We start from the raw sequence: 22,697 nt of genomic DNA on the forward strand, positions 1-22,697 counted from the left end.
ACTAACCAGGAAAAGAAACATGTCCACTATAGAACACGGTTTAAGCTTGGTAGATATATTGGTATTTATGCTCTATGTCGCCATTATCGTCAGTGTGGGGCTCTGGGTATCAAGAGATAAAAAAGGATCAGATAAAAGCACTGAAGATTACTTCCTGGCGGGTAAATCTTTACCTTGGTGGACAATAGGCGCTTCACTGATCGCAGCAAATATTTCTGCCGAGCAATTTATTGGCATGTCCGGCTCCGGTTATTCCATTGGTTTAGCAATAGCTTCTTATGAATGGATGGCGGCAATTACATTAATTATCGTAGGTAAATATTTCTTACCCATTTTTATTGAGAAAGGCATTTATACTATTCCCGAATTTGTGGAACAACGGTTTAATAAAAACTTAAAAGCCATTCTGGCAATATTCTGGATCTCACTCTATATTTTCGTCAATCTGACCTCTGTGCTTTATTTAGGTGGCTTAGCACTTGAAACCATTCTGAATATTCCATTGATCTATTCGATTATTGGGCTTGCCATTTTTGCCTTGGTTTATTCTATTTACGGCGGCCTCTCAGCTATCGTTTGGACCGATGTTATTCAAGTCTTTTTCCTGATATTAGGCGGATTGCTCACAACATTTATCGCTATCAGCTATATTGGCGGTAGTGACGGCATGATGGCCGGATTTGCAAAAATGGCTGATGCAGCGCCAGAACACTTTAAAATGATTCTGGATAAAAGTAATCCTCAATTCATAAACTTGCCGGGTATTGCTGTACTGATTGGCGGTTTATGGGTTGCCAACCTTTATTATTGGGGCTTCAACCAATACATTATTCAGCGTACCCTTGCTGCCAAATCAGTGCAGGAAGCGCAGAAAGGAATTGTTTTCGCCGCCTTTCTGAAACTCATTCTGCCTTTCCTAGTTGTTGTGCCGGGCATTGCCGCTTACGTGATCACAACATCCCCTGAATTAATGGCAGGTTTAGGTGACCTCGCACTAAACAACATGCCTGATGCAACGCACGCAGATAAAGCTTATCCGTGGTTAACCCAATTTCTACCTGTCGGTTTTAAAGGTATCGTATTTGCCGCATTAGCAGCCGCTATCGTTTCATCATTAGCATCAATGTTAAATTCGACCGCCACCATTTTCACTATGGACATTTATCGGGAATATATCGCACCTGATTCAAGCGACCACAAACTGGTTAATGTTGGCCGTATTTCTGCCGTTATTGCCCTGATTATCGCCTGTTTTGTTGCGCCAATGCTTGGCGGCATTAACCAAGCATTCCAATATATTCAGGAATATACCGGCCTTGTCAGCCCCGGTATTTTAGCCGTATTTTTACTTGGTCTGTTCTGGAAAAAAACAACCAGTAAAGGCGCGATAATTGGTGTGGTTTTATCGATACCTTTTGCCTTATTCCTGAAATTTATGCCGTTTTCGATGCCATTTATGGATCAAATGCTCTACACATTACTCTTTACGCTGGTGGTTATTGCATTCACGAGTTTAAGTACATCGGCTAATGACGATGATCCTAAAGGCATTGTATTAGTTTCATCTATGTTTGCTACGGGCCGCAGTTTTAATATTGCATCTTATGCCATTATGATCATTCTGGCTGTATTGTACGTTGTTTTCTGGTAGTCAGTTTCTTTAACAGCCTCTACTAATGGAGGCTGTCATAATAAGGCCGATGTTTATTACTAAATCATTATTAGTGGGCACATTCAGGAAGCCATTAATTCGATAAATTCATTCAACGCCGAGCACTCTTCGGCCTAAAAGCCGCGACTACCTTATTATCGGTTTCCACATATGGACCATCCAGCAATTGAATACAATACGGCACGCTGGCAAAAATACCGGATACCAGAACGTTGCCATTTTCGTCTTTCAAGCCTTCTAGCGTTTCCGCGATTGCTTTTGGCTGCCCTGGTAAATTCAAGATAAGAGACTGCTTGCGGATAACGCCAACCTGACGGGATAAAATTGCCGTTGGAACAAATTGCAAACTAATCTGACGCATCTGTTCGCCATAGCCCGGCATTTCTCGGTCTGCAACCGCTAATGTGGCATCAGGCGTCACATCTCGGCGTGCCGGACCCGTTCCACCAGTGGTCAAAACCAGATGACAACCGATTTCATCCACCAACTCACACAAGGTTTGTTCAATGATGATCTGCTCATCCGGGATCAAACGAGTCTCTATCTGAAAAGGGGTAGTAATCGCACTTTTCAGCCACTCTTCCAATGCCGGAATCCCTTTGTCCTGATAAACACCGCTTGATGCACGATCAGAGACGGATACCAAGCCAATACGCAATTCATTCATACAAACCTCAATTAACACAATTAACCAAATAGCAAAAAGGCGGCCAATTATGCCGCCTTTAAAGCTAAAAGAATAGTTTATAGCCTATCATTACAACAGATCAGCGATCATCTTCTCAAGTTTGCCCTGATCAATAGCAAATTTACGGATACCATCCGCCAGTTTTTCTGTCGCCATTGCATCCTGATGATGTTCCCAGTAGAACTGAGCTTCATTCAATGGCTCTGGATGCGCTTTAATTTCACCGGAATAACCCAGTTTACGTTCAACTTCACCCTGAGCTTCAGACAACTCTTTCAACAGCGCAGGGGCAATAGTCAAACGGTCACAACCTGCCAATTCCAAAATCTCACCAGCATTACGGAAGCTTGCTCCCATAACCACAGTGTTATAGCCGTGTTGTTTATAGTATTGGTAGATTTCAGTCACAGAAATGACGCCGGGATCTTCGTGTGGAGCGAACTCTTTCTGATCACTGTTCGCTTTATGCCAGTCAAGAATACGGCCAACGAATGGCGAAATCAGATAAACCCCGGCTTCCGCACAAGCACGCGCCTGAGCAAAGGAGAACAGTAGTGTCAGGTTACAGTTAATACCTTCTTTTTCTAACTGTTCAGCCGCGCGGATACCCTGCCAGGTTGAAGCCAATTTAATCAGAATCCGATCATTGCTGATACCTGCCTCGTTATACAACTTAATCAGGCGTTTAGCTTTAGCAACACTGCGTTCGGTGTCATAAGACAAACGGGCATCAACTTCTGTCGAAATACGGCCAGGGATCAATTTGAGAATTTCCAAGCCAATATTTACCGCCAGTTTATCACTCGCATCCATAATCTGCTGCTCGTGGGAATCGCTCTGTTCACGCGCCCACGCAATTGCTTCATCAATTAATTTACGGTATTCAGGAATCTGTGCGGCGTTAAGGATCAGAGATGGGTTAGTTGTCGCATCTTGTGGCTGATAAAGTTTCATCGCCGCAATATCCCCGGTATCTGCCACGACTGTTGTCAGTTTACGCAGGGAGGTTAGTTTATCGGTCATTTTGTCATATCTCATCGTTATGCGTGAAATTGTGGCATGGTTTCTGAGCCATCCGTTGATGATAACACGGTAGGTCCTTGCTGCAAGGCGGTAAAAACGATCACTCACTCGCAACCGTTTTCGATTCCGTATCTGTCACCAATCTTAGTAAATCTTAAGGCAAATCCTAATATATCCGTTATCTTTCAAGTTGCCTCTTTGTTGGCTGCACTCACTCACCCCAGTCACATAGTTATCTATGCTCCCGGGGATTCGTTCCCTTGCCGTCGCGATGCATCTTGAAATCCATAGGGTATATAATAATACTTGCTGATCCTATTTCGGTCAGCCAATTCAACATAATTTAAATTGCAACCAACCTTTTTATACCACCTCGCTAATGTCCAATCTTGAACCAATAGTTTCCATATGTGAGACAACGATTATTTTCTTATTTTTATCAATTCTATTTATTAATTTCCTGCAATCAAACTCATCAAATATAATCACATCTGAATTGGAATTGTTGAGATAATCTAAAAATCTATCGTTTGCTAAATAGGAATCAAAATTATGATCTATATATATGTATCCTTTTATTTCAGATAATCTCTTAAGAAGAAAGGTTTTACCACTACCATTATTTCCCACTAATTGTATAATTCTATCTTTTTCCAAGTTTTGTTCTAAAATTGATAAATTAGAAGATAAATTTATTTTTTTATAATAAGCATTGTAGTGTTCAGTTATTCTTTTAATAGATACAGTTTCTGACAAATATCCAAATATGGCGAAGTAAAAAATGACTATTCTACTATCTAAGTTTATAGCCGCCGTAATGTTATCTGATTCGAAACTGGGATATAAAGAATAAAAGATCATTAAGCTAGATATTATAAGACCTAATATAGAAGCCAAAGAATTAATTAAATATCGCTGCGATGCTATGGTATACAAACTATGTATTCCAGATAGAATAGTATCTCGGCAAAAACGATTAGCCAGACGACATTGAGGTAACTTATTAAGATAAGAAAAGAGAATTGATAAATTATGCAACTCTTTATAATGCTTATTTCTATTATGCCTGTACACAGGATACAATAAATAAACGCTAGTGAGCAATACAAATATAGCTCCAAACATAATCATAAAATTGTCAGAATTAAGGAATAAAAGTACAGTTCCGACAAATATCGAACCAAACCAAAAAACATCCTTAGCATACATGGTAAATCTATTTATTATTACATTATATTCATGCTTAAATAAATTGAAGCCTTCGATCCTAAAGTTGCTTTTAATAGAACTATATATGTCTTGTCTTGCTTTTTTTCTTATCTTAAGCTCTATTAAATATGATCCTACAATCAATGAAATCATACCTAATAGAGATATAAATATTATTTTATAGGTTTCACTACCATATTCACTATATGTAATTGCTCCCAACTCGAATAATGAAAAACTAGCAATGAACAAGAGTATAATCCCAATTACAGAATTATAACTAAAAACATATAGCAACTGAGAAACTCTTGATTTATTAATTTTATAATCTTCTTCTAATATAACACCACTATTTGACGTCGATTTTAGGGGTTTATTTTTTATATCCAGTTCAATATTCTTAAGCTCATGAGGAAATGATAATATAACATCAATTTGATACTCTTCCCTTAGTCTTGATATTATACTGTCTAAATCAAGCAATAAATTAGAATCCCACCCAGTCCTATTTACGTCAAAATAAATATGGCCTTTATAATTATCAAGTATAGCCATATATACATTCCTTACAGCAAAAATAAGATTCAATTGTCCTCTTGACAGATCGCTAATACTTGAATTCATATCAATATATTTATTAATCTGAAAAATTTCATAACTTAATTTATTTAATATTCCTCTATTAATTAGCTCTTTTGATAAATATATATTCCCCAGAATAGTTTTCTCAATAAAACCCTGTTTACCATCTAAATCATAATATTCCTCTGGCTTGCATCGATAATTTTTATATCTCCTAATAATTGACAATTTAGCTAAATAACCATCATAAAATGGCGTTAGTAATCTAACTAAACCAAGATATTCACTAACCAAAATTAGAGAATATAAAAGAATTAGCATTTTATCACTATTATATATTTCCTTGCCAATTAGAATGAGAAAAAGAACAGGAATCACTTTTAAAAATGCATTTGATGAAATATCTACAGCTCTCCACAGTGAATCAGTACGCTTTACTTTTTCTTCAATATTAATAATTCTATTCAAGTTTGAAAATTTCCCTCCTTGGTATCCAGTTAACAATATAGCAGTCAGAGACTCTAAATTATCTCCAATAAATCCATATCTCCGTTTCCTTATCTTTGCTAATTTCTTAGAGAAATATATTCGCTTTTTAAATAGAAAAAAGGATAATAGTATTAATATAGGACACAAAGATAATAAGCCAACTGTTCCGCCCTCAACATTAATGACCATTAGAATGGACAGATAAATGAAGCAGATTACCTTAGATATCATCAAAACCACACTAGTATCATACGTGGAGTAATTTACAATATCATGCTCATTCTGCTGAGCATCTTTTTTACTGGTGAAACAGCTATCAAATATTGAGAGAATATAAGCCTGTTTTTTAGTGATGAGAAATAGACTTAGATTATTAATCACACTCAAGATAGGTCTTAATATTATAATTAAGAAGATAATCACGCCAACACTACCTGCCTCTAAACCCTCAGTCAAAGGCAGTGTTATTATATAAATCAGTATGAAAAATGAAAAGAAAGAAGATAATAAATTAATTATTACCTCAATAGGAAATAGAATTAATGTACTATATTGCTTTGTTAAATTGTCCTTAATTGCAGAAATGTTCATTTTCCACCTTATTTTTTAATAGCTAAATTAGGTCTTCTTTGCTCCCTGCATTACTTACAAAAATGATGTCAGGTCTTGAAAACTCACTCTTAAAATCTTTATCTTTTCTTACTTGTTTAAGTAATCTCATTAATTTAGCTTTTTCTTTATTACTCAATTTTTTCTCCTTTAATTGGAAATGTTTATTAGCTTGCTGGAATAAAAGCGAATATTTAAATCATTTCAATATTGTTGGTCAATGATGATCTCTCAGATATGGGGTAAATGTCGCATAAATTATGTTTTATATACTTACACCCAACCGCCGATTTTCCTGTATTGTAAACATCAGAAAAAACGAAGCCAAAGAACTCAGTAAATTGAAACTATTACCAATAACTTTATACAAAATAAATTACTTTAATGTTAGTTTATTCTCAACATCAGCACTTATTTTCTTTGCAACAAAAACTGAGCTCAAAGAACACATTGCAAAAAAGACAAATAAAATACTACTTCCTAGCAAAGGGATTAACCATATTATTATAATACCAAAGGCTGATTGGTAACTTCTTGAAATTGCATCCGAAGACGATATTATTCTCGCAAAATATTTTTCTGGCGTCAGCTCTTGCCCTGATGTATAGAGAGAGATTCTTAAAAAAGAAAGTCCGATAAAAATAAGCATGGTTCCCAGTGTATAGTATAACAGGACAATTTTTGATAAAGGCATAGCCCAAAGAATACTCCCAATCGCAATCAATAGAGAACCAAGGAAGAAAGATTTTTTTATTCTACTTATAGTAAAATAGCGACCAGATAAATAAGACCCAAATAACATTGAAACAGAAGCTAAAAAGGAAAAATAAGCAATCAGATCAGAAAAAGAAAACGAATATGACCCACTAAATAAAGAGGAAATTGTTATATAGTTAGAAGTCACTATATAGGTCGAAATCACTTGGTATGACACCATTGCAGTTAAAATACTTATCCTGAATAATAATATATTTCTCTGAGTATTATTCTTGATAATATATTCTAATCCACCATATTTCATAGAAATATCTTTTTCCTTTATTTTAGTTCCCCAATCGCTGATAAATAATAGAAATATAATTGATAAAATAAAACACATTGATTCAATAAAAAATAAGGGGCGTATTGAAATCATATTTATCAAAAAACCAGCTATCAATGGAGAAGATATAGAGAGCAATCCATAATAGAATTGTTGCTTTGATATAAAAGCCACTCTTTCTTCTGAGCTAACAAATGCCTGGTATGCTACTGACCTTATTGATATATTCAAACCTGAAAAAAATGATAGAAGAAAAGATATGAAAAACAATAAATATATATTATCGACAAATACAGCAAGAAATATTGTTACTGCCCGGAAGAAATCCGAAGAAATACAAATAGCCCGCATATTAAACCGAGCAGTTAGCCAACCAATAACCACAAAAACTAATATACTCGCTGTTAACCTTACAGATACCATTAAAGACGCATCTATCTCCGACTTGGTAATTGAATATACAAGTGAAAGAAGCGCTATTTCACTTATTCCTGTACCAAAGATAGATATTATATCAGAGGATAATAGCCTGTTTTTATTTTCCATATCCTATCCCGCTTATATTTTATTTATCCAATCGATTTCAATCAAATGATAAATTGGAAATATAGTATAGCCGTTTACTTTTAGAATAATTACTATATTACAATTCAAAAAAATCGATCAAACGCACAAAATCTGACATTTAAATAATCAATCAAAACTTAATTTAAATTTATAAATTATTTAAATATTTTTAATATTAAAAGTAATATCGATCAATAAAATGGAGTGCAAAATTATCAGCTTGTTACCCGACAGATATCACGTACACAGTTTCCGCTATCGTCGTTATTAATTCTTTATTATCCTATCTTTTGTTAAAGTAACTTCATCTGAACAACCGGAACGATATTATGCTTATTACTATTTCACCTGCAAAAACCCTTGATTATGAAAGCCCGCTTGCCACGGAAAAATATAGTCAGCCAGTATTACTCAACCAATCAGAGCAGTTAATCAGTATTTGTCGCGAACTGGCACCCGCCCAAATTGCGAGTTTGATGGGTATCAGCGATAAACTTGCCGGCCTGAATGCAGCCCGTTTTGGCGAGTGGCATGCTGATTTCACTCCAGAAAATGCCCGTCAGGCTATCCTGGCATTTAAAGGTGATGTTTATACCGGTATGCAAGCTGAATCTTTCTCCGATAAGGATTTCGATTTTGCTCAGAATCATCTGAGAATCTTATCTGGCCTTTACGGTGTACTCCGTCCGTTAGATTTGATGCAACCTTACCGGCTGGAAATGGGGATCAAACTGGAAAATAAACGCGGTAAAGATCTCTACGCTTTCTGGGGAGATCTGATCACAGAAAAGCTTAATGAGGCTCTGGAACAGCAAGGCGATAATATACTGGTTAATCTGGCTTCTGATGAATATTTCAAATCCGTGAATACGAAAAAATTAGCCGGTAAAATCATTAAACCTGTATTCCTCGATGAGAAAAACGGTAAGTATAAAATCATTAGTTTTTATGCGAAAAAAGCTCGTGGGCTAATGAGCCGGTTTATTATTCAGAATCAATTAACGCAAGCTGACCGTCTGGTGGAGTTTAATCTGGATGGCTACGCCTTTGATGAATCGTTATCCAAAGGGAACGAACTGGTATTTAAACGCCCAGAACAACATTAAGACCTTATTATCAATAATATACGCCGCATGATCTGTGCGGCGCTTATTTTCATGATAACTTAGCTGCTCTTTCCATCAAGAAAGATCGCAACTTAGCAAAATCTGCCGGTAAGTAATGGGATAGCAACTCCAAATCAGCTCGTTCAGCCAACGCTTCGGGTAATGGCAGTTCCTCACCCAGAATCTGTTCCACACTCTCTTTAAATTTCGCTGGATGAGCTGTACCAAGAAATAACCCGTATTCACCTTCTTGTAATTGATCACGCAGAACACGATAAGCAACCGCTGCATGAGGTTCAGAGATATAACCCAGTTTAGCCAGTTCTTTAATTGTCTCTTTAGTTACCTCATCACTGATTACGCCATATCCCAATTCGTTCAACGGCCAAGATTTACGATAGAACAGTTCTTCAATCCGTGGCCAATTGTTTGGCTGGCTCACATCCATTGCGTTGGAAAGCGTGGCAACCGTTTGATGAGGCCGCCATTTTCCATCCACGAGATAACGAGGAACCGTATCGTTAACATTAGTGGCGGCGATAAAGCGTTTTACCGGCAATCCCATCGATTTTGCCAATAAACCCGCGGTCAAATCACCAAAATTCCCACTCGGTACAGAGATAACCAGTTGTTCACGCTTATCTTCCGGTAGCTGAGCAACCGCTTCAAAGTAGTAGCAAATTTGCGCCAACAAGCGGCTGATGTTAATTGAGTTAGCTGAATTGAGATACAGAGCTTGTTTCAATTCCTGATCATCAAACGCCTGTTTAACCAACGCCTGACAATCATCAAAATCGCCATCAATCGCCACCGTGTGAATATTACCGCCCAATGTACAGAATAGTTTTTCCTGTAACGGGCTGATCTTGCCTCGCGGATAGAGGATTACCACTTGTACATTATTCAGTCCATAAAAGGCGTGCGCTACTGCTGCCCCCGTGTCGCCGGAAGTCGCAGTCAGGATAGTTACTGGCTGCTCACCAGCAACTTGTGCCAACATTTGCGCCATAAAACGGCCGCCAAAATCCTTAAATGCCAGAGTCGGGCCGTGGAATAATTCCAGCGTTGCAACATCATTTTCCACTTTGGCAACAGGCGCTGGAAAATCAAAAGCTCTCTTAACCCGCGTCGCCAACTGTTCTGGCGGAATTTCATCGCCAATAAACGCTGAGAGAATGCGACCGCTGCGGGTAACAAAATCCAGTTTCAGCAGTTGGTCAATTTCTTCACGGCTAAATTCCGGTAAATCTTGCGGGAAGAAAAGCCCTTGCTGTTTGCCTAACCCCTGTTTGACTGCCTGTGCAAAACTCACCTGCTCGCTGTTGTCTTTCAAGTTATACAGTTTCATCAGTTACCCTATCTGTCGTGCGCCTGCGAGATCCAGACGGCAAATGTGTACAAAACCTTCATCATTCTGAACATAATGCTGTTGCAGCCACTCAGCTACTTCCTCTGCGGTCGCCATATCATTACAAATGGAGAACAAGGTCGGACCAGAACCAGAAATACCACACGCCAATGCGCCTACCCGTTTTGCTGTTTCTCGCGCCTTAGCAAAACCCGGTAACAGTTGAGTACGATACGGTTCAGCAACCACATCTTTCATCAATTTGGCTGCCAGCTCTGGTTGACGTGTATGACAGGCATGAATAAAACCAGCAAGAAAGCGTCCATGATCGATAACATCCTGTTTCGAGTATTTCACAGGTAAAATTGCTCTGGCTTCTGCGGTAGAAACTTTGATGCCCGGATAAGCCATCACCCATAACCACTCATCAAACGAAGGTACTGGCTGACAGATAATATCCCCCTGTTCCATAATCAGTTGTAAACCGCCGAGATAGCATGGAGCAACATTATCATAGTGAATACTGCCGGAAATACGTCCTTCCAGTTGCCCCATCATTGCCAGTAATTGGTTCTTACTAAACGGGAGATCCGCAAACTCGTTCAATGCCATCAAACCAGCAACAACAGAACAAGCGCTGGAGCCAAGGCCAGAACCAATCGGCATATTTTTTTCCAGCGTCATTGCCACAGGTAATTGCTTGCCCAAATGCTGGCAGAATAATTGCCAGCATTGATAAACGATGTTGTACTCCAGCTTCTCAGGTAACTTCCCCACAAAAGGCCCTTCATTATGCAAACTGAAGCTCTCCGCTGCCCGGACAGTAACGCAATCACCTAATAAAGCACCATCAACCGGAGAGACCGCCGCTCCCAGTACATCAAACCCAACACTGACATTGCCAATAGATGCAGGCGCATAGACTTTAATCACAATTAAACTCCCTGTTTCCAGGACAAGGTACGCAGCATATCTGCGAACACACCTGCGGCAGTCACATCATTACCCGCCCCGTATCCCCGCAGTACCAGCGGGATTGGCTGATAGTAACGCGTGTAGAATGCCAACGCATTTTCGCCATTTTTGACTTTATAAAGTGGATCATTGCCATCTACTGCGGCAATTTTCACCTTGCAACGGCCATCTTCAATGACGCCAACATAGCGCAGCACTTTTCCCTGCCCTTTGGCTTCCGCCACACGCTGGCTGAAAACCTGATCAAGAGCGGGTAAACGCTCAAGGAAACTATCCACGCCGCCACTGTTATCAAAGGAAGCTGGTAGTACAGGTTCCACATCAATATTATCCAGTTCCAGTTCATAACCCGCTTCACGAGCCAGAATCAACAGTTTACGAGCAACATCCATCCCGGACAGATCATCACGCGGATCGGGTTCGGTATAACCCTTCTCTTTTGCCAGCAACGTTGCCTGAGATAGTGACATTCCTTCATCCAACATACCGAAAATAAAAGAGAGAGAACCGGAAAGAATGCCATTGAACTGAATCAGTTCATCACCCGCATTAAGCAGGTTTTGTAAGTTTTCAATAACAGGCAAGCCAGCCCCGACGTTAGTGTCATACAGAAATTTGCGTTTGGATTTCTCGGCTGCCTTGCGGATTTGGTGATAATAAGCCATTGACGACGTATTGGCTTTTTTATTCGGCGTGACCACATTGAAGCCATCACTCAGGAAACTGGCGTATTGATCAGCAATTTGCTGATTAGAGGTACAATCCACTATCACCGGGTTTAGCAAATGGTACTCTTTCTCCAAACGGATCAGACGGCTTAAGCTAAAAGGTTCTTTGGCCTCTGATAAACATTGCTGCCAATTATCAAGGCAAATACCTCTCATGTCCGTCAGCATCGCCCGTGAATTAGCAATACCACACACCCGTAAATCAATGTGCTTTTGCTTCAACCAAGTTTGCTGACGACGGATCTGCTCAATCAAAACACTGCCTACACCACCAACACCGACAACAAAAACTTCGATCACCTGATCGGTATTAAATAGCATCTGATGACACAGACGAACGGCTGTGGTTGCCATTTCATTATCGATAACCGCAGAGATAGAACGTTCAGAAGATCCCTGTGCGATTGCAACGATATTGATATTACCGCGCGCCAATGCAGAGAAGAAACGGGCAGAGATGCCACGCAAAGTACGCATACCATCGCCAACAACAGAGATAATGGAAAGATTTTCCATCATATCCAGAGGATCAAGAACCCCCTCTTTCAGTTCAAGATAGAATTCTTCACTCAGCGCTTGGCGCGCACGTTCCAATTCACGTTGAGGGACACAGAAACTGATACTGTATTCTGAAGATGATTGAGTAATCAGCACAACAGAGATCCCTTTGCGAGACATGACAGCAAATACCCTTGCCGCCATACCCACCATCCCCTTCATTCCAGGGCCTGATACGTTAATCATTGCCATACTGCTCAGGTTGGTAATCCCTTTTACCGGTGTACTTTCATCTTTCTGCCCGTCACCGATAAGCGTTCCCGGCGCATCTGGATTGGCGGTATTTTTAATCAAACAAGGGATCTGAAATTGAGCAATCGGGGCAATGGTCCGTGGATGCAATACCTTGGCGCCGAAATAAGAGAGTTCCATCGCTTCCTGATAGGACATGCCTTTTAGTAACCGCGCATCCGGCACGACTCTGGGATCACAGGTATAAACGCCATCCACATCGGTCCAGATTTCACAACATGTCGCCCGCAAACAAGCCGCCAAAACCGCAGCAGAATAGTCAGAACCATTACGCCCCAGAACAACTAGCTCCCCTTTATCATTTCCGGCCGTAAATCCAGCCATCAGAACAATATGGTCATCAGGAATATTCAGAGAAGAAATACGCTTCGTAGACTCGCTGATATCTACCGTAGATTCAAGGTAATGACCTTGCGCCAGCAAATTTCTTACCGGATCAATCACCGTGACCTTGTGACCACGCGCCTGCAATACAGACTCCATGATTGCGATAGAGAGTTTTTCCCCACGACAAATCAGGGAAGCGTTAATGCTGTCCGGACATTGACCCAGTAACGAAATACCATGCAGAACCTGTTTCAATTGAGCCAATTCTTGCTCAACCATCATCTTTAACCTTTCATAAGCAAAACCGGGTTGCGCCTGTGCCAATCCCTGTAATAAATCAGCAAAGATTTGCTCAGCATCATGCATATGGGTAATGATCTCTTGCCCGGCTACCGTTTTTTCAATCATCTCCACTAAATGATTGGTAATTTTTGCCGGTGCGGAAAGCACCAACGCAACTCCGCCTTGGGAAAGTTTTTTTTCTGCAATATCGGCAACGCTCAGCACACGCTGGTAATTCGCGACCGAAGTTCCTCCAAATTTAAGCACTCGCATTAACATTTTTCTCCTGATTCCGCGCCAAAAAAAAGCCCGCATCTGATTTGGATGCGGGCTTTTTTCTCTGTTTTATTTATGCGTCAGCCCGCCCCGCAACCTGTGGTTCCGGTGGTGATAATAATTGTGGTTTTCAGGCTGATAGTTTGCATTAGGTTCCTGTCTGTCATTTAATGGGTTCGACCCTATATTGGTTAAATTATTTTGTGCACAAAGTCAAACATTTTCGCTAAATAATCTTATATTTTTGATATTTTTAGCATTGGAATAATCCATCTTATGGTCGTCAATGCAAACAAATATTTCTTACTGAACACAATTTTTTAGTTGTTAAATCCATTTTTAACAAAATTAACAATATATTTTATCTTTTAGTAAAAATCAGTGATTTTTGTTCACTATTAAGCTTATAGCAGGTTGCTTTTGATACAAAAACACACGGGTATATTAATAGAAATTTGTCATTTGCATGACAGAATACAAGGTATAAAATAACCAATATAAATAATATTAACGTGCTACAATCAATTTTGATGTACGTCAATAAAAGGTAGTTTTTTTAGATGGTAAATGCATTGCAAGCTGTTATATTGCTGTTAATGAACTAACATAACACTGTTTAACCAGTTTTTTGGGTATATACCCACCAAAGGAAAAGCAACTTTTACTTTCAGTGTAAAACATATCAATAAATGTTATTACTGATTTAAGTTATAATTTCAGTGATGACAAATAATAACCAGTAAATATCCTGAGATAAGAGTAGTTTGAATCATTCTGATTTATTTTTAAGCGATTCTAGGTAGCAACCATGCAAACCCCGCACATTTTGATTGTTGAAGACGAAATTGTCACTCGCAATACCCTAAAAAGCATTTTCGAAGCTGAAGGGTATATCGTTTATGAAGCCACCGATGGCTCAGAGATGCACCACATTCTGTCAAACAATGACATTAACTTGGTGATCATGGACATTAACCTTCCAGGCAAAAATGGCTTGTTACTTGCCCGCGAACTGCGTGAGCAAGCAAATGTTGCCCTGATGTTCCTGACCGGCCGTGATAACGAAGTAGACAAAATCCTTGGCTTGGAAATTGGCGCAGATGATTATATCACCAAACCATTTAACCCACGTGAATTGACTATTCGCGCCCGCAACCTGCTTTCTCGTACCATGAATCTGAGTAATGCCAGCGAGGAGCGCCGCCAAGTTGAAAGTTATAAATTCAACGGTTGGGAATTAGATATCAATAGCCGCTCACTGATCAGCCCAGCGGGTGAGCAGTATAAATTGCCACGCAGCGAGTTCCGCGCCATGCTTCATTTCTGTGAAAATCCAGGAAAAATCCAAACGCGCGCAGATTTACTAAGAAAGATGACAGGTCGTGAATTGAAACCTCATGACCGTACTGTCGATGTCACTATTCGTCGTATCCGTAAACATTTCGAATCGACGCCAGATACGATGGAAATTATCGCCACCATTCACGGTGAAGGCTATCGTTTCTGTGGCGATTTAGAAGCATAACTTGAATACCGGTAAGCCTCTAAAAATAACAGGATGGGATATCCCTGTAGGAACCCATCCTGCCCCTCAATTTCCCACCGTCTTCCACGGCATAATCGGTACAGCACTGAGCGCATTCTTCGGAGAACCATCGATCATCTTATCGGAATATGTCAGATAGACTAATGCATTACGATTTGCATCATAGAAGCGAACGACTTGAAGTTTTTTAAACACCAGTGAGGTTCGTTTCTGAAAAACCACCTGACCTTTTTTGCTGCTCTTTTTAATCTTATCTGTTAATTCAATCTCTCCAACTTGCTGACAAGAAATAGCCGCATCAGAAGTATCTTCCGCAAGTCCTAACCCCCCTTTTATGCCGCCTGTTTTTGCCCTGCTTAGGTAACAAGTCACATTTTTAACATCAGGATCATCAAATGCTTCCACGACAATTTTGTGATCAGGCCCGATAAATTTAAAAACAGTGTCTACCGAACCAATCTCTTCAGCCTCAGTCGCCACAGGTATGAACAACAATGTTGTTGTTACTAGTATCTTTATGATTTTTAACATATATAGTCTCGTTCCTTAATTAATTCAGCGTAAAATTTCACCGCCGAGATACCAAATAGGGTGGTAATACCACCCAATAGCAATAATTACTTATTAGAATAGTTTCACAAAGTAATGAGTGAAATAATAATACGAATAAGTATCCTATTGTAAATACAAGACTTGTTTTACACTTAGAACTTATATCCAGTAGAGTTATTGTTGAATGCCACGTTTGTCAATAAATTATGAACACGAACAGCACGCAGACACCAGAACAGACATGCAATACACAGGAATGATCGTTTTACTCACTCTGTAGACCTGTTCAAGTGGCAAACAAAATAGTCTAGTAATATAGGTTCTTATGTTGTTCTTTCTGGTCTTAACGACTAAGGAGATGTATGGATCAAACCGGCATCATTCGTGATTTATTACGTTGGCTAGACAATCATTTAGATCAACCGTTATCACTCAATAATGTTGCAGCTAAAGCAGGTTATTCTAAATGGCACCTGCAACGTATGTTTAAAGACATTACCGGCCAGGCTATTGGCTCCTATATCCGTGCCAGAAGGTTATCACGGGCAGCCGTTGCTTTGCGTTTAACCAGCCGCCCTATTCTGGATATTGCTTTACAGTACCAGTTTGACTCCCAACAAACGTTCACTCGCGCATTTAAAAAACAATTTAATAAAACACCAGCACTTTATCGTCTCAGTGAGGAGTGGTGCGCCACAGGTATTTGCCCCCCCATATTGTTGGACAAGAGGTATATTCCCGAAGCAACCTATCTCACACTAAAGGAACAGCCACTGGTTGGTATAGAACAGACCTGTTCTTATACGCTGGAACAATGGTCCAGTTTTTGTACTGAAATGCGACACAATTTCTGGACATACTATCTGAAAAATGCGGAAGTGTTGCCTCCTGTACTTTATGGCCTTCATCATGCGACGCCCAATCCAGAAAAAGAAGATGAACAAACCGTGTTGTACACCACAGCGGTAGAACCCCAATATGCCCAGTTTGATGTGGCAGGCAGCCAACCTGTTACATTACCGGCTGGAGAATACGTCTCATTTAGTTACTACGGCACCAAAGATGGCTTACAGGATTTTCTGTTTACCGTCTATGGCATTTGCCTGCCAATGCTAAACCTGACACGTAGGAAAGGATACGATATCGAGCGATATTATCTTACCAATATCAATGATAGAGATAAGGAAGCAGCGAACCATATCATCGAATTTCAGTATCTCATTCCTATCCAGCATTAACGTTGTAATTCATCCAGCGCGGGCGTATCCAGATGTGTGATATCGCCTGCCGTTTCTACAATCCAACCTGACGCCAGCCACGGACTGTGTTGATAATCCACTCTGGACAGAGAGCAATTTCTCAGGCGAAGGCGACGTTCAGCATGCGCCGGCAATCCCAGTATTGTGCTAACCAAACATCCCAAAGCAATGCCGTGACTGACTAACAATGGCCGACTCCCAACCGGCAAATTACGGCAGCTTTCCAGCGCAGCTCTCATACGCATAGCAAGTTCATCCATAGATTCACCTTCGGGGATACGCCCCCCAGGTGTGCCATCAAGGACCTTCTTGCGCCAAGTCTCCTCTTCCGAGGTCAAAGAATCAATATTTCTGCGTTCAAGCACTCCCATGTGCAATTCGCGCAAACGTGGCTCCAGAATAATTTCACAACCACAAACCTCAGCAATAATTTCCGCCGTTCGGCGTGTCCGCCCAAGGTCGCTGGTAATAATATGGGTAATACTTTCAGATTTTACTCTTTGCGCCACTAATCTGGCTTGATGTTCGCCTGTTTCGGTCAAAGGGCTGTCAGATTGTCCCTGAATACGACGTGCCGCATTCCATTCGGACTCCCCATGCCGAACAAGATATACCTGTAACATTTTCATTTTCCGTTATACTGCGTAAATACTCGTTCAAAGGATAACTCACCTATTATGTATCACGTTATTGCTGCAACCACCAACCCTGCAAAAATTAAAGCCATTAGTCTCGCCTTTGATGATGTTTTTGGGCCAGGTACTTATCGGATCGAAGATATCAATGTAGATAGTAGCGTCCCACAACAACCTATTGGTAACACGGAAACCCGTACTGGCGCCCGTCAGCGCGTAATGGCCGCCAGACAAGTTCGTCCTGAAGCAGATTTTTGGGTCGGTGTTGAAGCAGGTATTGAAGACGATATGACATTTGCCTGGATGGTGGTGGAATATCAGCAAATTCGCGGAGAATCTCGTTCAGCCAGTCTAATGCTACCTGAGAAAATTCTTGATGGTATTCGAGAAGGTCGGGAATTAGGCCATGAAATGGCTTACCTTACAGGCATTGATAACATCAAGCAGAAAGATGGAGCGATTGGCTTTTTTACTGATGGCATCCTGACTCGTACCAGTGTGTACCACCAAGCTCTAATACTCGCTTTGGTGCCGGTACATCATGAAATTTATAAGGAACTGAACGCCCGTTAAACAGGCATTCACCATAGGCCGCAGTTGGCGGCCTGCTATTTCAGTAATTGCTGTTCTAACCAAGCCTTCACATCGTTTGAAGCAAATTTCAGGCTATTAGAACCGCGCGTAATCGTCGCAATACCCACCCCAAGTTCATTTTTCAGCTCACGTTGACTCATTTTTCCACTCATCAACTCCTTGATGATTCGTACCCTGGTAGCCAGTGCTGTCCGTTCATCCGGTGTCAATAATAACTGCAAAATCGGATGCTGTAGATTTTCAGCAAAAGCCTGTTGGAGTAATGTCACGAAACATTGCCAATCTTCATGATCTTGCGGCGAAAGTGCCGGGTCTGTCAGATGATTCGTCGTCATAATCAATCATTATACTATTTAACTAGTACAGCAGCATAACATAGTTTGCCATAAATCAATAACGCCTTTGCCATTCCACGTTAGTCAGCACATTTGATGATTTGCCCATGAAATGACTGTAGAAGACATCATAAACCAAAACATTTTTGACATAATTGCGGGTTTCAGAAAATGGAATGCTGTCAATAAAGGCTATCGCATCCAGTCGCCCACCACTGTTAGATAACCAACGATCTACGCGAGTTGGTCCGGCATTATAGGCAACGCTGGCAAGTATCCGATTATTACCAAAGCGTTGATAAACCAATTCAAGATAAGCAGTGCCGATTTCGATATTCGTTAGCGGGTTTATAAGTTGGCTACTGTTTACATATCCCTGGATGCCATTTTGCTTAACCGTATCCTTCGCCGTTTCCGGCATCACCTGCATCAACCCAATTGCCCCAACTGGCGAACTGGCTTGCGGATTCCAGGCGCTTTCCTGACGGGCTATCGCCATCGCATAACTTTGAGGAATGCCTTTATTGGCAGTGAAATGACTAAATTCCCGCTGCCATGCTAATGGAAAACGTTCTTCAAGGTAGTCCCACATTTTTCCGGTTATTGTCGCCTGTACACTAAGCGCCGCCCATTTTTGATCGAAAGCATAACGCGCCAGTTGCTGTTGTTTTAATTTATCTTGGCTAGCGATCAAATAATGCCACTCTATGCGAGCAAGATTATCCATTTGCCAATACAGCAGCTCTCTTACTCTCTCTATTTCGGGTATTGAAGCAATAGCGGCATCTGGCTTTTTTGCGATGCTTATCATCAGCGGATAGCTGACATTTAATTTCTGCGCAGCAACCATTGGGTAAAAACCACGGCCTTCCATCAGTTTACGCAATATCGCCTCACCTTCGCTTTTACTACCTTGAGCTAATAGAATATTGGCTTGCCAATAACGCCACTCCTCTTTGTTCTGGTTCTCTAACGGTAACAATTTTATCCATTGAGCCAAACCACGCTCATCTGCATGACCCAACGCTAAACGAATACGACGCTCAAGCAATGCAACGGATTGGCTATTGCGGATCGCATCATCACGCCACTTTTCTTGTTCATCACTCACATCGCCCATTAGCTGCCAGGCAACAATATCTTTTAATCGCTGACGTTCACCTGCATTCATCTTTTGCACTCTGACAATTGATGAGATGATCGCTCTTGCCTGCTCCGGATCTTGACGTGCGAAACGCGAGAAAGCCGCTAAAGTGGCTACACGGGTAAAATCAGTCGGCCCGGTATGATCAGCAAAATCCGCTACAGTCGCCGAATCATTTTGCAATGTAATCAGGCCTTCACTGATACTTTTGTATCCCTGCGGCAATTGTTTAGCGAGGTAACTGACCAACGACGTATTTCCCGCTTTTAACGCGAGACTAATACGCTGTAATATCAGTTTCGCTGATAAATGGCCGGTTTGCTGCCAAACATCAAATAATTTATCGCAATTGGCTGGTAAAGAACGGCCATTCAACCAAACCTCTTTCGCTCCCTGCCAGGCAACCTGTTCCTCTCCTGTAGCCCATTTAGCAAAATAATAATGACAGCGAGCTGTAATAGATTTCGGAGCAGTAGAGGTGAATGCCAGTACCCCGCGCCAGTCTTCGCGGCGTGCAAGCTCACTGATAAAACGAGACGATAAAGAACGTGCAGGCGGCAGATTAGGGTGACGATCAATAAAATCACGGATCTGCGCTGGTGTAGCAAGTGACAGATCCCGAGTCAGCTCCCGATATTGCAGATAAGGATAAAGCGGATAGTCTTTCAATGTTGGCATCAACCTCGCGATTTCAGCCCTATCGCCGACATTCCACGCTTGCTTAATTTGCTGATATCTCTGCCGCTGATTTTCCAGAGAATCAGCCTTTGCTGCTACAGAGATAAAAACCAACCCTACAGCCACCGCAAGGTATTGCCACTTAGCCATTATCACATTCCTCCGGGAGATCAAGTCACACAGGTTAATATTACGAATACATAAACACCATATTAATATAATTACCACCCCTTACCACATCAATTTACTCTATGATGAGATATCTACCCGCATATTCATAACAGGTAAGTTTTTTATCTAATAAATTGATCCACTTTAACCAACTCAACCCAGGATTATCTTATTCTGGCAATTGGGTTATAGAGTTTATTGACTTAAATCGGGTAAACTGTGACAAATCGTGTTCAGATGAACATCAATAACCTAAACGGATATAATCAGGCATCAACGCACCCTGTTCATGCGACTTGCTTTGCAAAACAGGCATTATCACCATCAGAGATAGCGAGGCTTATAGCAACGTGGCTCAATACGTTTACACCATGCATCGGGTTGGTAAAATCGTTCCCCCGAAACGTCATATTCTGAAAAATATCTCCTTGAGTTTCTTTCCGGGAGCAAAAATTGGTGTTCTTGGCCTTAATGGCGCCGGTAAATCGACCTTACTGCGCATTATGGCTGGTATCGATAAAGATATCGAAGGAGAAGCTCGCCCACAACCAGGCATTAAAATTGGCTATCTACCACAGGAGCCTAAATTAAACCTTGAGCACACTGTCCGCGAAGCAGTGGAAGAAGCGGTTAGCGAAGTAAAACACGCGCTGACTCGTTTGGATGAAGTCTACGCAGCCTATGCTGATCCTGACGCCGATTTTGACAAACTGGCTAAAGAACAGGGTGAACTGGAAGCGATTATTCAGTCCCACGACGGCCATAACCTTGATAACCAGCTTGAACGCGCCGCTGACGCCCTGCGTTTGCCGCCGTGGGATGCAAAAATCGAGCATCTATCCGGGGGGGAGCGCCGCCGTGTGGCAGTCTGCCGCTTACTGCTGGAAAAACCCGACATGCTGCTACTGGACGAGCCGACTAACCACCTTGACGCCGAATCTGTCGCCTGGCTGGAACGCTTCCTGCACGATTACGAAGGTACCGTTGTCGCAATTACCCACGACCGCTACTTCCTTGATAACGTTGCCGGCTGGATTCTGGAACTTGACCGTGGTGAAGGTATTCCGTGGGAAGGTAACTACTCTTCATGGCTGGAACAAAAAGATGCTCGTCTGGCTCAAGAAGCCGCAACAGAAGCCGCACGTCGTAAATCCATTGAGAAAGAGCTGGAATGGGTTCGCCAAAATCCGAAAGGCCGTCAAGCAAAAGGTAAAGCACGTCTGGCCCGTTTTGAAGAATTAAACAACGTTGAATACCAAAAACGTAACGAAACCAGCGAACTGTTCATTCCACCTGGGCCACGCCTAGGCGACAAAGTTCTGGAAGTGGAAAATCTAACCAAATCCTATGGCGACCGAGTTCTGATTGATAATCTGAGCTTCTCTCTGCCAAAAGGGGCGATTGTTGGGATTATCGGGCCTAACGGCGCAGGTAAATCTACCCTATTCCGTATGATCTCCAACCAGGAACAACCCGATTCCGGCACTATCACGTTAGGTGAAACCGTCAAACTCGCTTCTGTCGATCAGTTCCGTGACAACATGGATGATAAGAAAACCGTTTGGGAAGAGATTTCCGGCGGCCAAGATATCATGCGTATTGGTAACTTCGAGCTGCCAAGTCGCGCCTACGTTGGTCGTTTTAACTTCAAAGGTGTTGATCAAGGCAAACGCGTCGGTGAGTTGTCTGGTGGTGAAAGAGGACGTCTGCATTTGGCTAAACTGCTGCAAGTCGGCGGTAACATGCTGTTGCTCGACGAACCAACCAACGACTTGGACATTGAAACCTTGCGCGCACTGGAAAACGCCTTGCTGGAGTTCCCAGGTTGTGCGATGGTTATTTCCCATGATCGTTGGTTCCTTGATCGTATTGCAACCCACATCATTGATTATCAAGATGAAGGTAAAGTCACTTTCTTCGAAGGTAACTTTAGTGAATACGAAGACTATAAGAAGCGGACTCTCGGAGCAGAAGCGCTGGAACCACATCGCATTAAATATAAGAGAATCAGCAAATAATCATATTGAAAATGGCCTGGTAACAGGCCGTT

19 protein-coding genes and 1 other annotated feature are annotated in these 22,697 nt (G+C 41.3%); of the genes, 6 read left to right on the forward strand and 13 right to left on the reverse strand.

The window, feature by feature from the left end:
• Positions 1-19: 19 nt before the first annotated feature.
• Positions 20-1,651, forward strand: a complete 1,632-nt coding sequence (locus TI10_RS13055; RefSeq protein ID WP_049583764.1) for a sodium/sugar symporter — start codon at positions 20-22, stop codon at positions 1,649-1,651.
• A 112-nt stretch (positions 1,652-1,763) separates the two neighbouring features.
• Here TI10_RS13055 and mog read toward each other — a convergent pair whose 3' ends face one another.
• The 5 genes from mog to TI10_RS13075 form a co-directional block, all read right to left on the reverse strand.
• Positions 1,764-2,339, reverse strand: coding sequence for a molybdopterin adenylyltransferase (gene mog, locus TI10_RS13060; RefSeq protein WP_049583765.1), 576 nt, complete (start codon positions 2,337-2,339; stop codon positions 1,764-1,766).
• Between the two features lie 90 nt (positions 2,340-2,429).
• Positions 2,430-3,383 (reverse strand): transaldolase, encoded by a 954-nt coding sequence (tal, locus tag TI10_RS13065; RefSeq protein WP_049583767.1) that lies wholly within the window; start codon positions 3,381-3,383, stop codon positions 2,430-2,432.
• Between the two features lie 363 nt (positions 3,384-3,746).
• Positions 3,747-6,254: a hypothetical protein gene (locus TI10_RS13070; protein ID WP_049583768.1), complete on the reverse strand. Its 2,508-nt coding sequence runs from the start codon at positions 6,252-6,254 to the stop codon at positions 3,747-3,749.
• Between the two features lie 22 nt (positions 6,255-6,276).
• Positions 6,277-6,411: a hypothetical protein gene (locus tag TI10_RS26350; RefSeq protein WP_279615324.1), complete on the reverse strand. Its 135-nt coding sequence runs from the start codon at positions 6,409-6,411 to the stop codon at positions 6,277-6,279.
• A gap of 237 nt (positions 6,412-6,648) precedes the next feature.
• Positions 6,649-7,860, reverse strand: a complete 1,212-nt coding sequence (locus tag TI10_RS13075) for an MFS transporter (RefSeq protein ID WP_049583769.1) — start codon at positions 7,858-7,860, stop codon at positions 6,649-6,651.
• A 350-nt stretch (positions 7,861-8,210) separates the two neighbouring features.
• Between TI10_RS13075 and yaaA the strand changes: the two genes are divergently transcribed.
• Positions 8,211-8,987, forward strand: a complete 777-nt coding sequence (gene yaaA / locus TI10_RS13080) for a peroxide stress protein YaaA (RefSeq protein WP_049583770.1) — start codon at positions 8,211-8,213, stop codon at positions 8,985-8,987.
• Positions 8,988-9,036: 49 nt separating this feature from the next.
• On the opposite strand, the gene thrC is transcribed toward yaaA, so the two are convergent.
• The 4 genes from thrC to TI10_RS26655 all read right to left on the reverse strand — a co-directional run bounded on the left by thrC (position 9,037) and on the right by TI10_RS26655 (position 13,900).
• On the reverse strand, positions 9,037-10,335 hold the full coding sequence (gene thrC / locus TI10_RS13085) for a threonine synthase (RefSeq protein WP_049583771.1): 1,299 nt from the start codon (positions 10,333-10,335) through the stop codon (positions 9,037-9,039).
• A 3-nt stretch (positions 10,336-10,338) separates the two neighbouring features.
• Positions 10,339-11,289 carry a homoserine kinase gene (thrB, locus tag TI10_RS13090; protein ID WP_074524982.1) on the reverse strand — a complete coding sequence of 317 codons (951 nt, stop codon included), beginning with the start codon at positions 11,287-11,289 and terminating at the stop codon, positions 10,339-10,341.
• Entirely contained in the window at positions 11,271-13,730 is a 2,460-nt protein-coding gene (thrA, locus tag TI10_RS13095) for a bifunctional aspartate kinase/homoserine dehydrogenase I (RefSeq protein WP_049583820.1), read from the reverse strand. Before thrA ends, thrB begins: the two co-directional genes overlap by 19 nt.
• A 25-nt stretch (positions 13,731-13,755) precedes the next feature.
• Positions 13,756-13,875: a sequence feature (Thr leader region), on the reverse strand.
• Positions 13,814-13,900 (reverse strand): thr operon leader peptide, encoded by an 87-nt coding sequence (locus TI10_RS26655; protein ID WP_132346351.1) that lies wholly within the window; start codon positions 13,898-13,900, stop codon positions 13,814-13,816. (Overlaps the previous feature by 62 nt.)
• A gap of 641 nt (positions 13,901-14,541) precedes the next feature.
• Between TI10_RS26655 and arcA the strand changes: the two genes are divergently transcribed.
• Complete coding sequence (gene arcA / locus TI10_RS13100) at positions 14,542-15,258, forward strand: two-component system response regulator ArcA (protein WP_049583773.1); 717 nt, start codon at positions 14,542-14,544, stop codon at positions 15,256-15,258.
• Between the two features lie 66 nt (positions 15,259-15,324).
• Here arcA and creA read toward each other — a convergent pair whose 3' ends face one another.
• On the reverse strand, positions 15,325-15,810 hold the full coding sequence (gene creA, locus TI10_RS13105; protein WP_074524983.1) for a protein CreA: 486 nt from the start codon (positions 15,808-15,810) through the stop codon (positions 15,325-15,327).
• Positions 15,811-16,193: 383 nt separating this feature from the next.
• On the opposite strand from creA, the gene robA reads away from it, so the two are divergent.
• Entirely contained in the window at positions 16,194-17,069 is an 876-nt protein-coding gene (gene robA, locus TI10_RS13110) for an MDR efflux pump AcrAB transcriptional activator RobA (protein ID WP_049583774.1), read from the forward strand.
• On the opposite strand, the gene gpmB is transcribed toward robA, so the two are convergent.
• Positions 17,066-17,713 carry a 2,3-diphosphoglycerate-dependent phosphoglycerate mutase GpmB gene (gpmB, locus tag TI10_RS13115; RefSeq protein WP_049583775.1) on the reverse strand — a complete coding sequence of 216 codons (648 nt, stop codon included), beginning with the start codon at positions 17,711-17,713 and terminating at the stop codon, positions 17,066-17,068. The two genes, robA and gpmB, sit on opposite strands and share 4 nt — an antisense overlap.
• Positions 17,714-17,767: 54 nt before the next feature.
• Between gpmB and yjjX the strand changes: the two genes are divergently transcribed.
• Positions 17,768-18,298, forward strand: coding sequence for an inosine/xanthosine triphosphatase (gene yjjX / locus TI10_RS13120; protein ID WP_049583776.1), 531 nt, complete (start codon positions 17,768-17,770; stop codon positions 18,296-18,298).
• A 35-nt stretch (positions 18,299-18,333) separates the two neighbouring features.
• Here the strand turns inward: yjjX and trpR are convergent, their stop codons facing one another.
• Both trpR and sltY read right to left on the reverse strand, forming a co-directional pair.
• Positions 18,334-18,654: a trp operon repressor gene (gene trpR / locus TI10_RS13125; RefSeq protein WP_011144939.1), complete on the reverse strand. Its 321-nt coding sequence runs from the start codon at positions 18,652-18,654 to the stop codon at positions 18,334-18,336.
• A 55-nt stretch (positions 18,655-18,709) separates the two neighbouring features.
• The gene (sltY, locus tag TI10_RS13130) at positions 18,710-20,626 is read right to left on the reverse strand and encodes a murein transglycosylase (RefSeq protein WP_049583777.1); all 1,917 of its coding nucleotides are present in this window, start codon (positions 20,624-20,626) and stop codon (positions 18,710-18,712) included.
• A gap of 371 nt (positions 20,627-20,997) precedes the next feature.
• Between sltY and ettA the strand changes: the two genes are divergently transcribed.
• Positions 20,998-22,665 (forward strand): energy-dependent translational throttle protein EttA, encoded by a 1,668-nt coding sequence (ettA, locus tag TI10_RS13135; protein ID WP_049583778.1) that lies wholly within the window; start codon positions 20,998-21,000, stop codon positions 22,663-22,665.
• Positions 22,666-22,697 lie beyond the last annotated feature (32 nt).

Origin of the sequence: Photorhabdus luminescens subsp. luminescens, assembly GCF_001083805.1 — a bacterium.
GTDB lineage: Bacteria > Pseudomonadota > Gammaproteobacteria > Enterobacterales > Enterobacteriaceae > Photorhabdus > Photorhabdus luminescens.

Excerpts from the sequence above, each read along its gene's own strand:
- TI10_RS13070 (WP_049583768.1), bottom strand. The coding sequence starts at position 6,254 with ATGAACATTTCTGCAATTAAGGACAATTTAACAAAGCAATATAGTACA.
- trpR (WP_011144939.1), bottom strand. The coding sequence starts at position 18,654 with ATGACGACGAATCATCTGACAGACCCGGCACTTTCGCCGCAAGATCAT.
- TI10_RS13055 (WP_049583764.1), top strand. The coding sequence starts at position 20 with ATGTCCACTATAGAACACGGTTTAAGCTTGGTAGATATATTGGTATTT.
- yaaA (WP_049583770.1), top strand. The coding sequence starts at position 8,211 with ATGCTTATTACTATTTCACCTGCAAAAACCCTTGATTATGAAAGCCCG.
- thrC (WP_049583771.1), bottom strand. The coding sequence starts at position 10,335 with ATGAAACTGTATAACTTGAAAGACAACAGCGAGCAGGTGAGTTTTGCA.
- arcA (WP_049583773.1), top strand. The coding sequence starts at position 14,542 with ATGCAAACCCCGCACATTTTGATTGTTGAAGACGAAATTGTCACTCGC.
- mog (WP_049583765.1), bottom strand. The coding sequence starts at position 2,339 with ATGAATGAATTGCGTATTGGCTTGGTATCCGTCTCTGATCGTGCATCA.
- TI10_RS13075 (WP_049583769.1), bottom strand. The coding sequence starts at position 7,860 with ATGGAAAATAAAAACAGGCTATTATCCTCTGATATAATATCTATCTTT.
- sltY (WP_049583777.1), bottom strand. The coding sequence starts at position 20,626 with ATGGCTAAGTGGCAATACCTTGCGGTGGCTGTAGGGTTGGTTTTTATC.
- thrA (WP_049583820.1), bottom strand. The coding sequence starts at position 13,730 with ATGCGAGTGCTTAAATTTGGAGGAACTTCGGTCGCGAATTACCAGCGT.
- robA (WP_049583774.1), top strand. The coding sequence starts at position 16,194 with ATGGATCAAACCGGCATCATTCGTGATTTATTACGTTGGCTAGACAAT.
- yjjX (WP_049583776.1), top strand. The coding sequence starts at position 17,768 with ATGTATCACGTTATTGCTGCAACCACCAACCCTGCAAAAATTAAAGCC.
- TI10_RS26655 (WP_132346351.1), bottom strand. The coding sequence starts at position 13,900 with ATGACAGACAGGAACCTAATGCAAACTATCAGCCTGAAAACCACAATT.
- gpmB (WP_049583775.1), bottom strand. The coding sequence starts at position 17,713 with ATGTTACAGGTATATCTTGTTCGGCATGGGGAGTCCGAATGGAATGCG.
- creA (WP_074524983.1), bottom strand. The coding sequence starts at position 15,810 with ATGTTAAAAATCATAAAGATACTAGTAACAACAACATTGTTGTTCATA.
- tal (WP_049583767.1), bottom strand. The coding sequence starts at position 3,383 with ATGACCGATAAACTAACCTCCCTGCGTAAACTGACAACAGTCGTGGCA.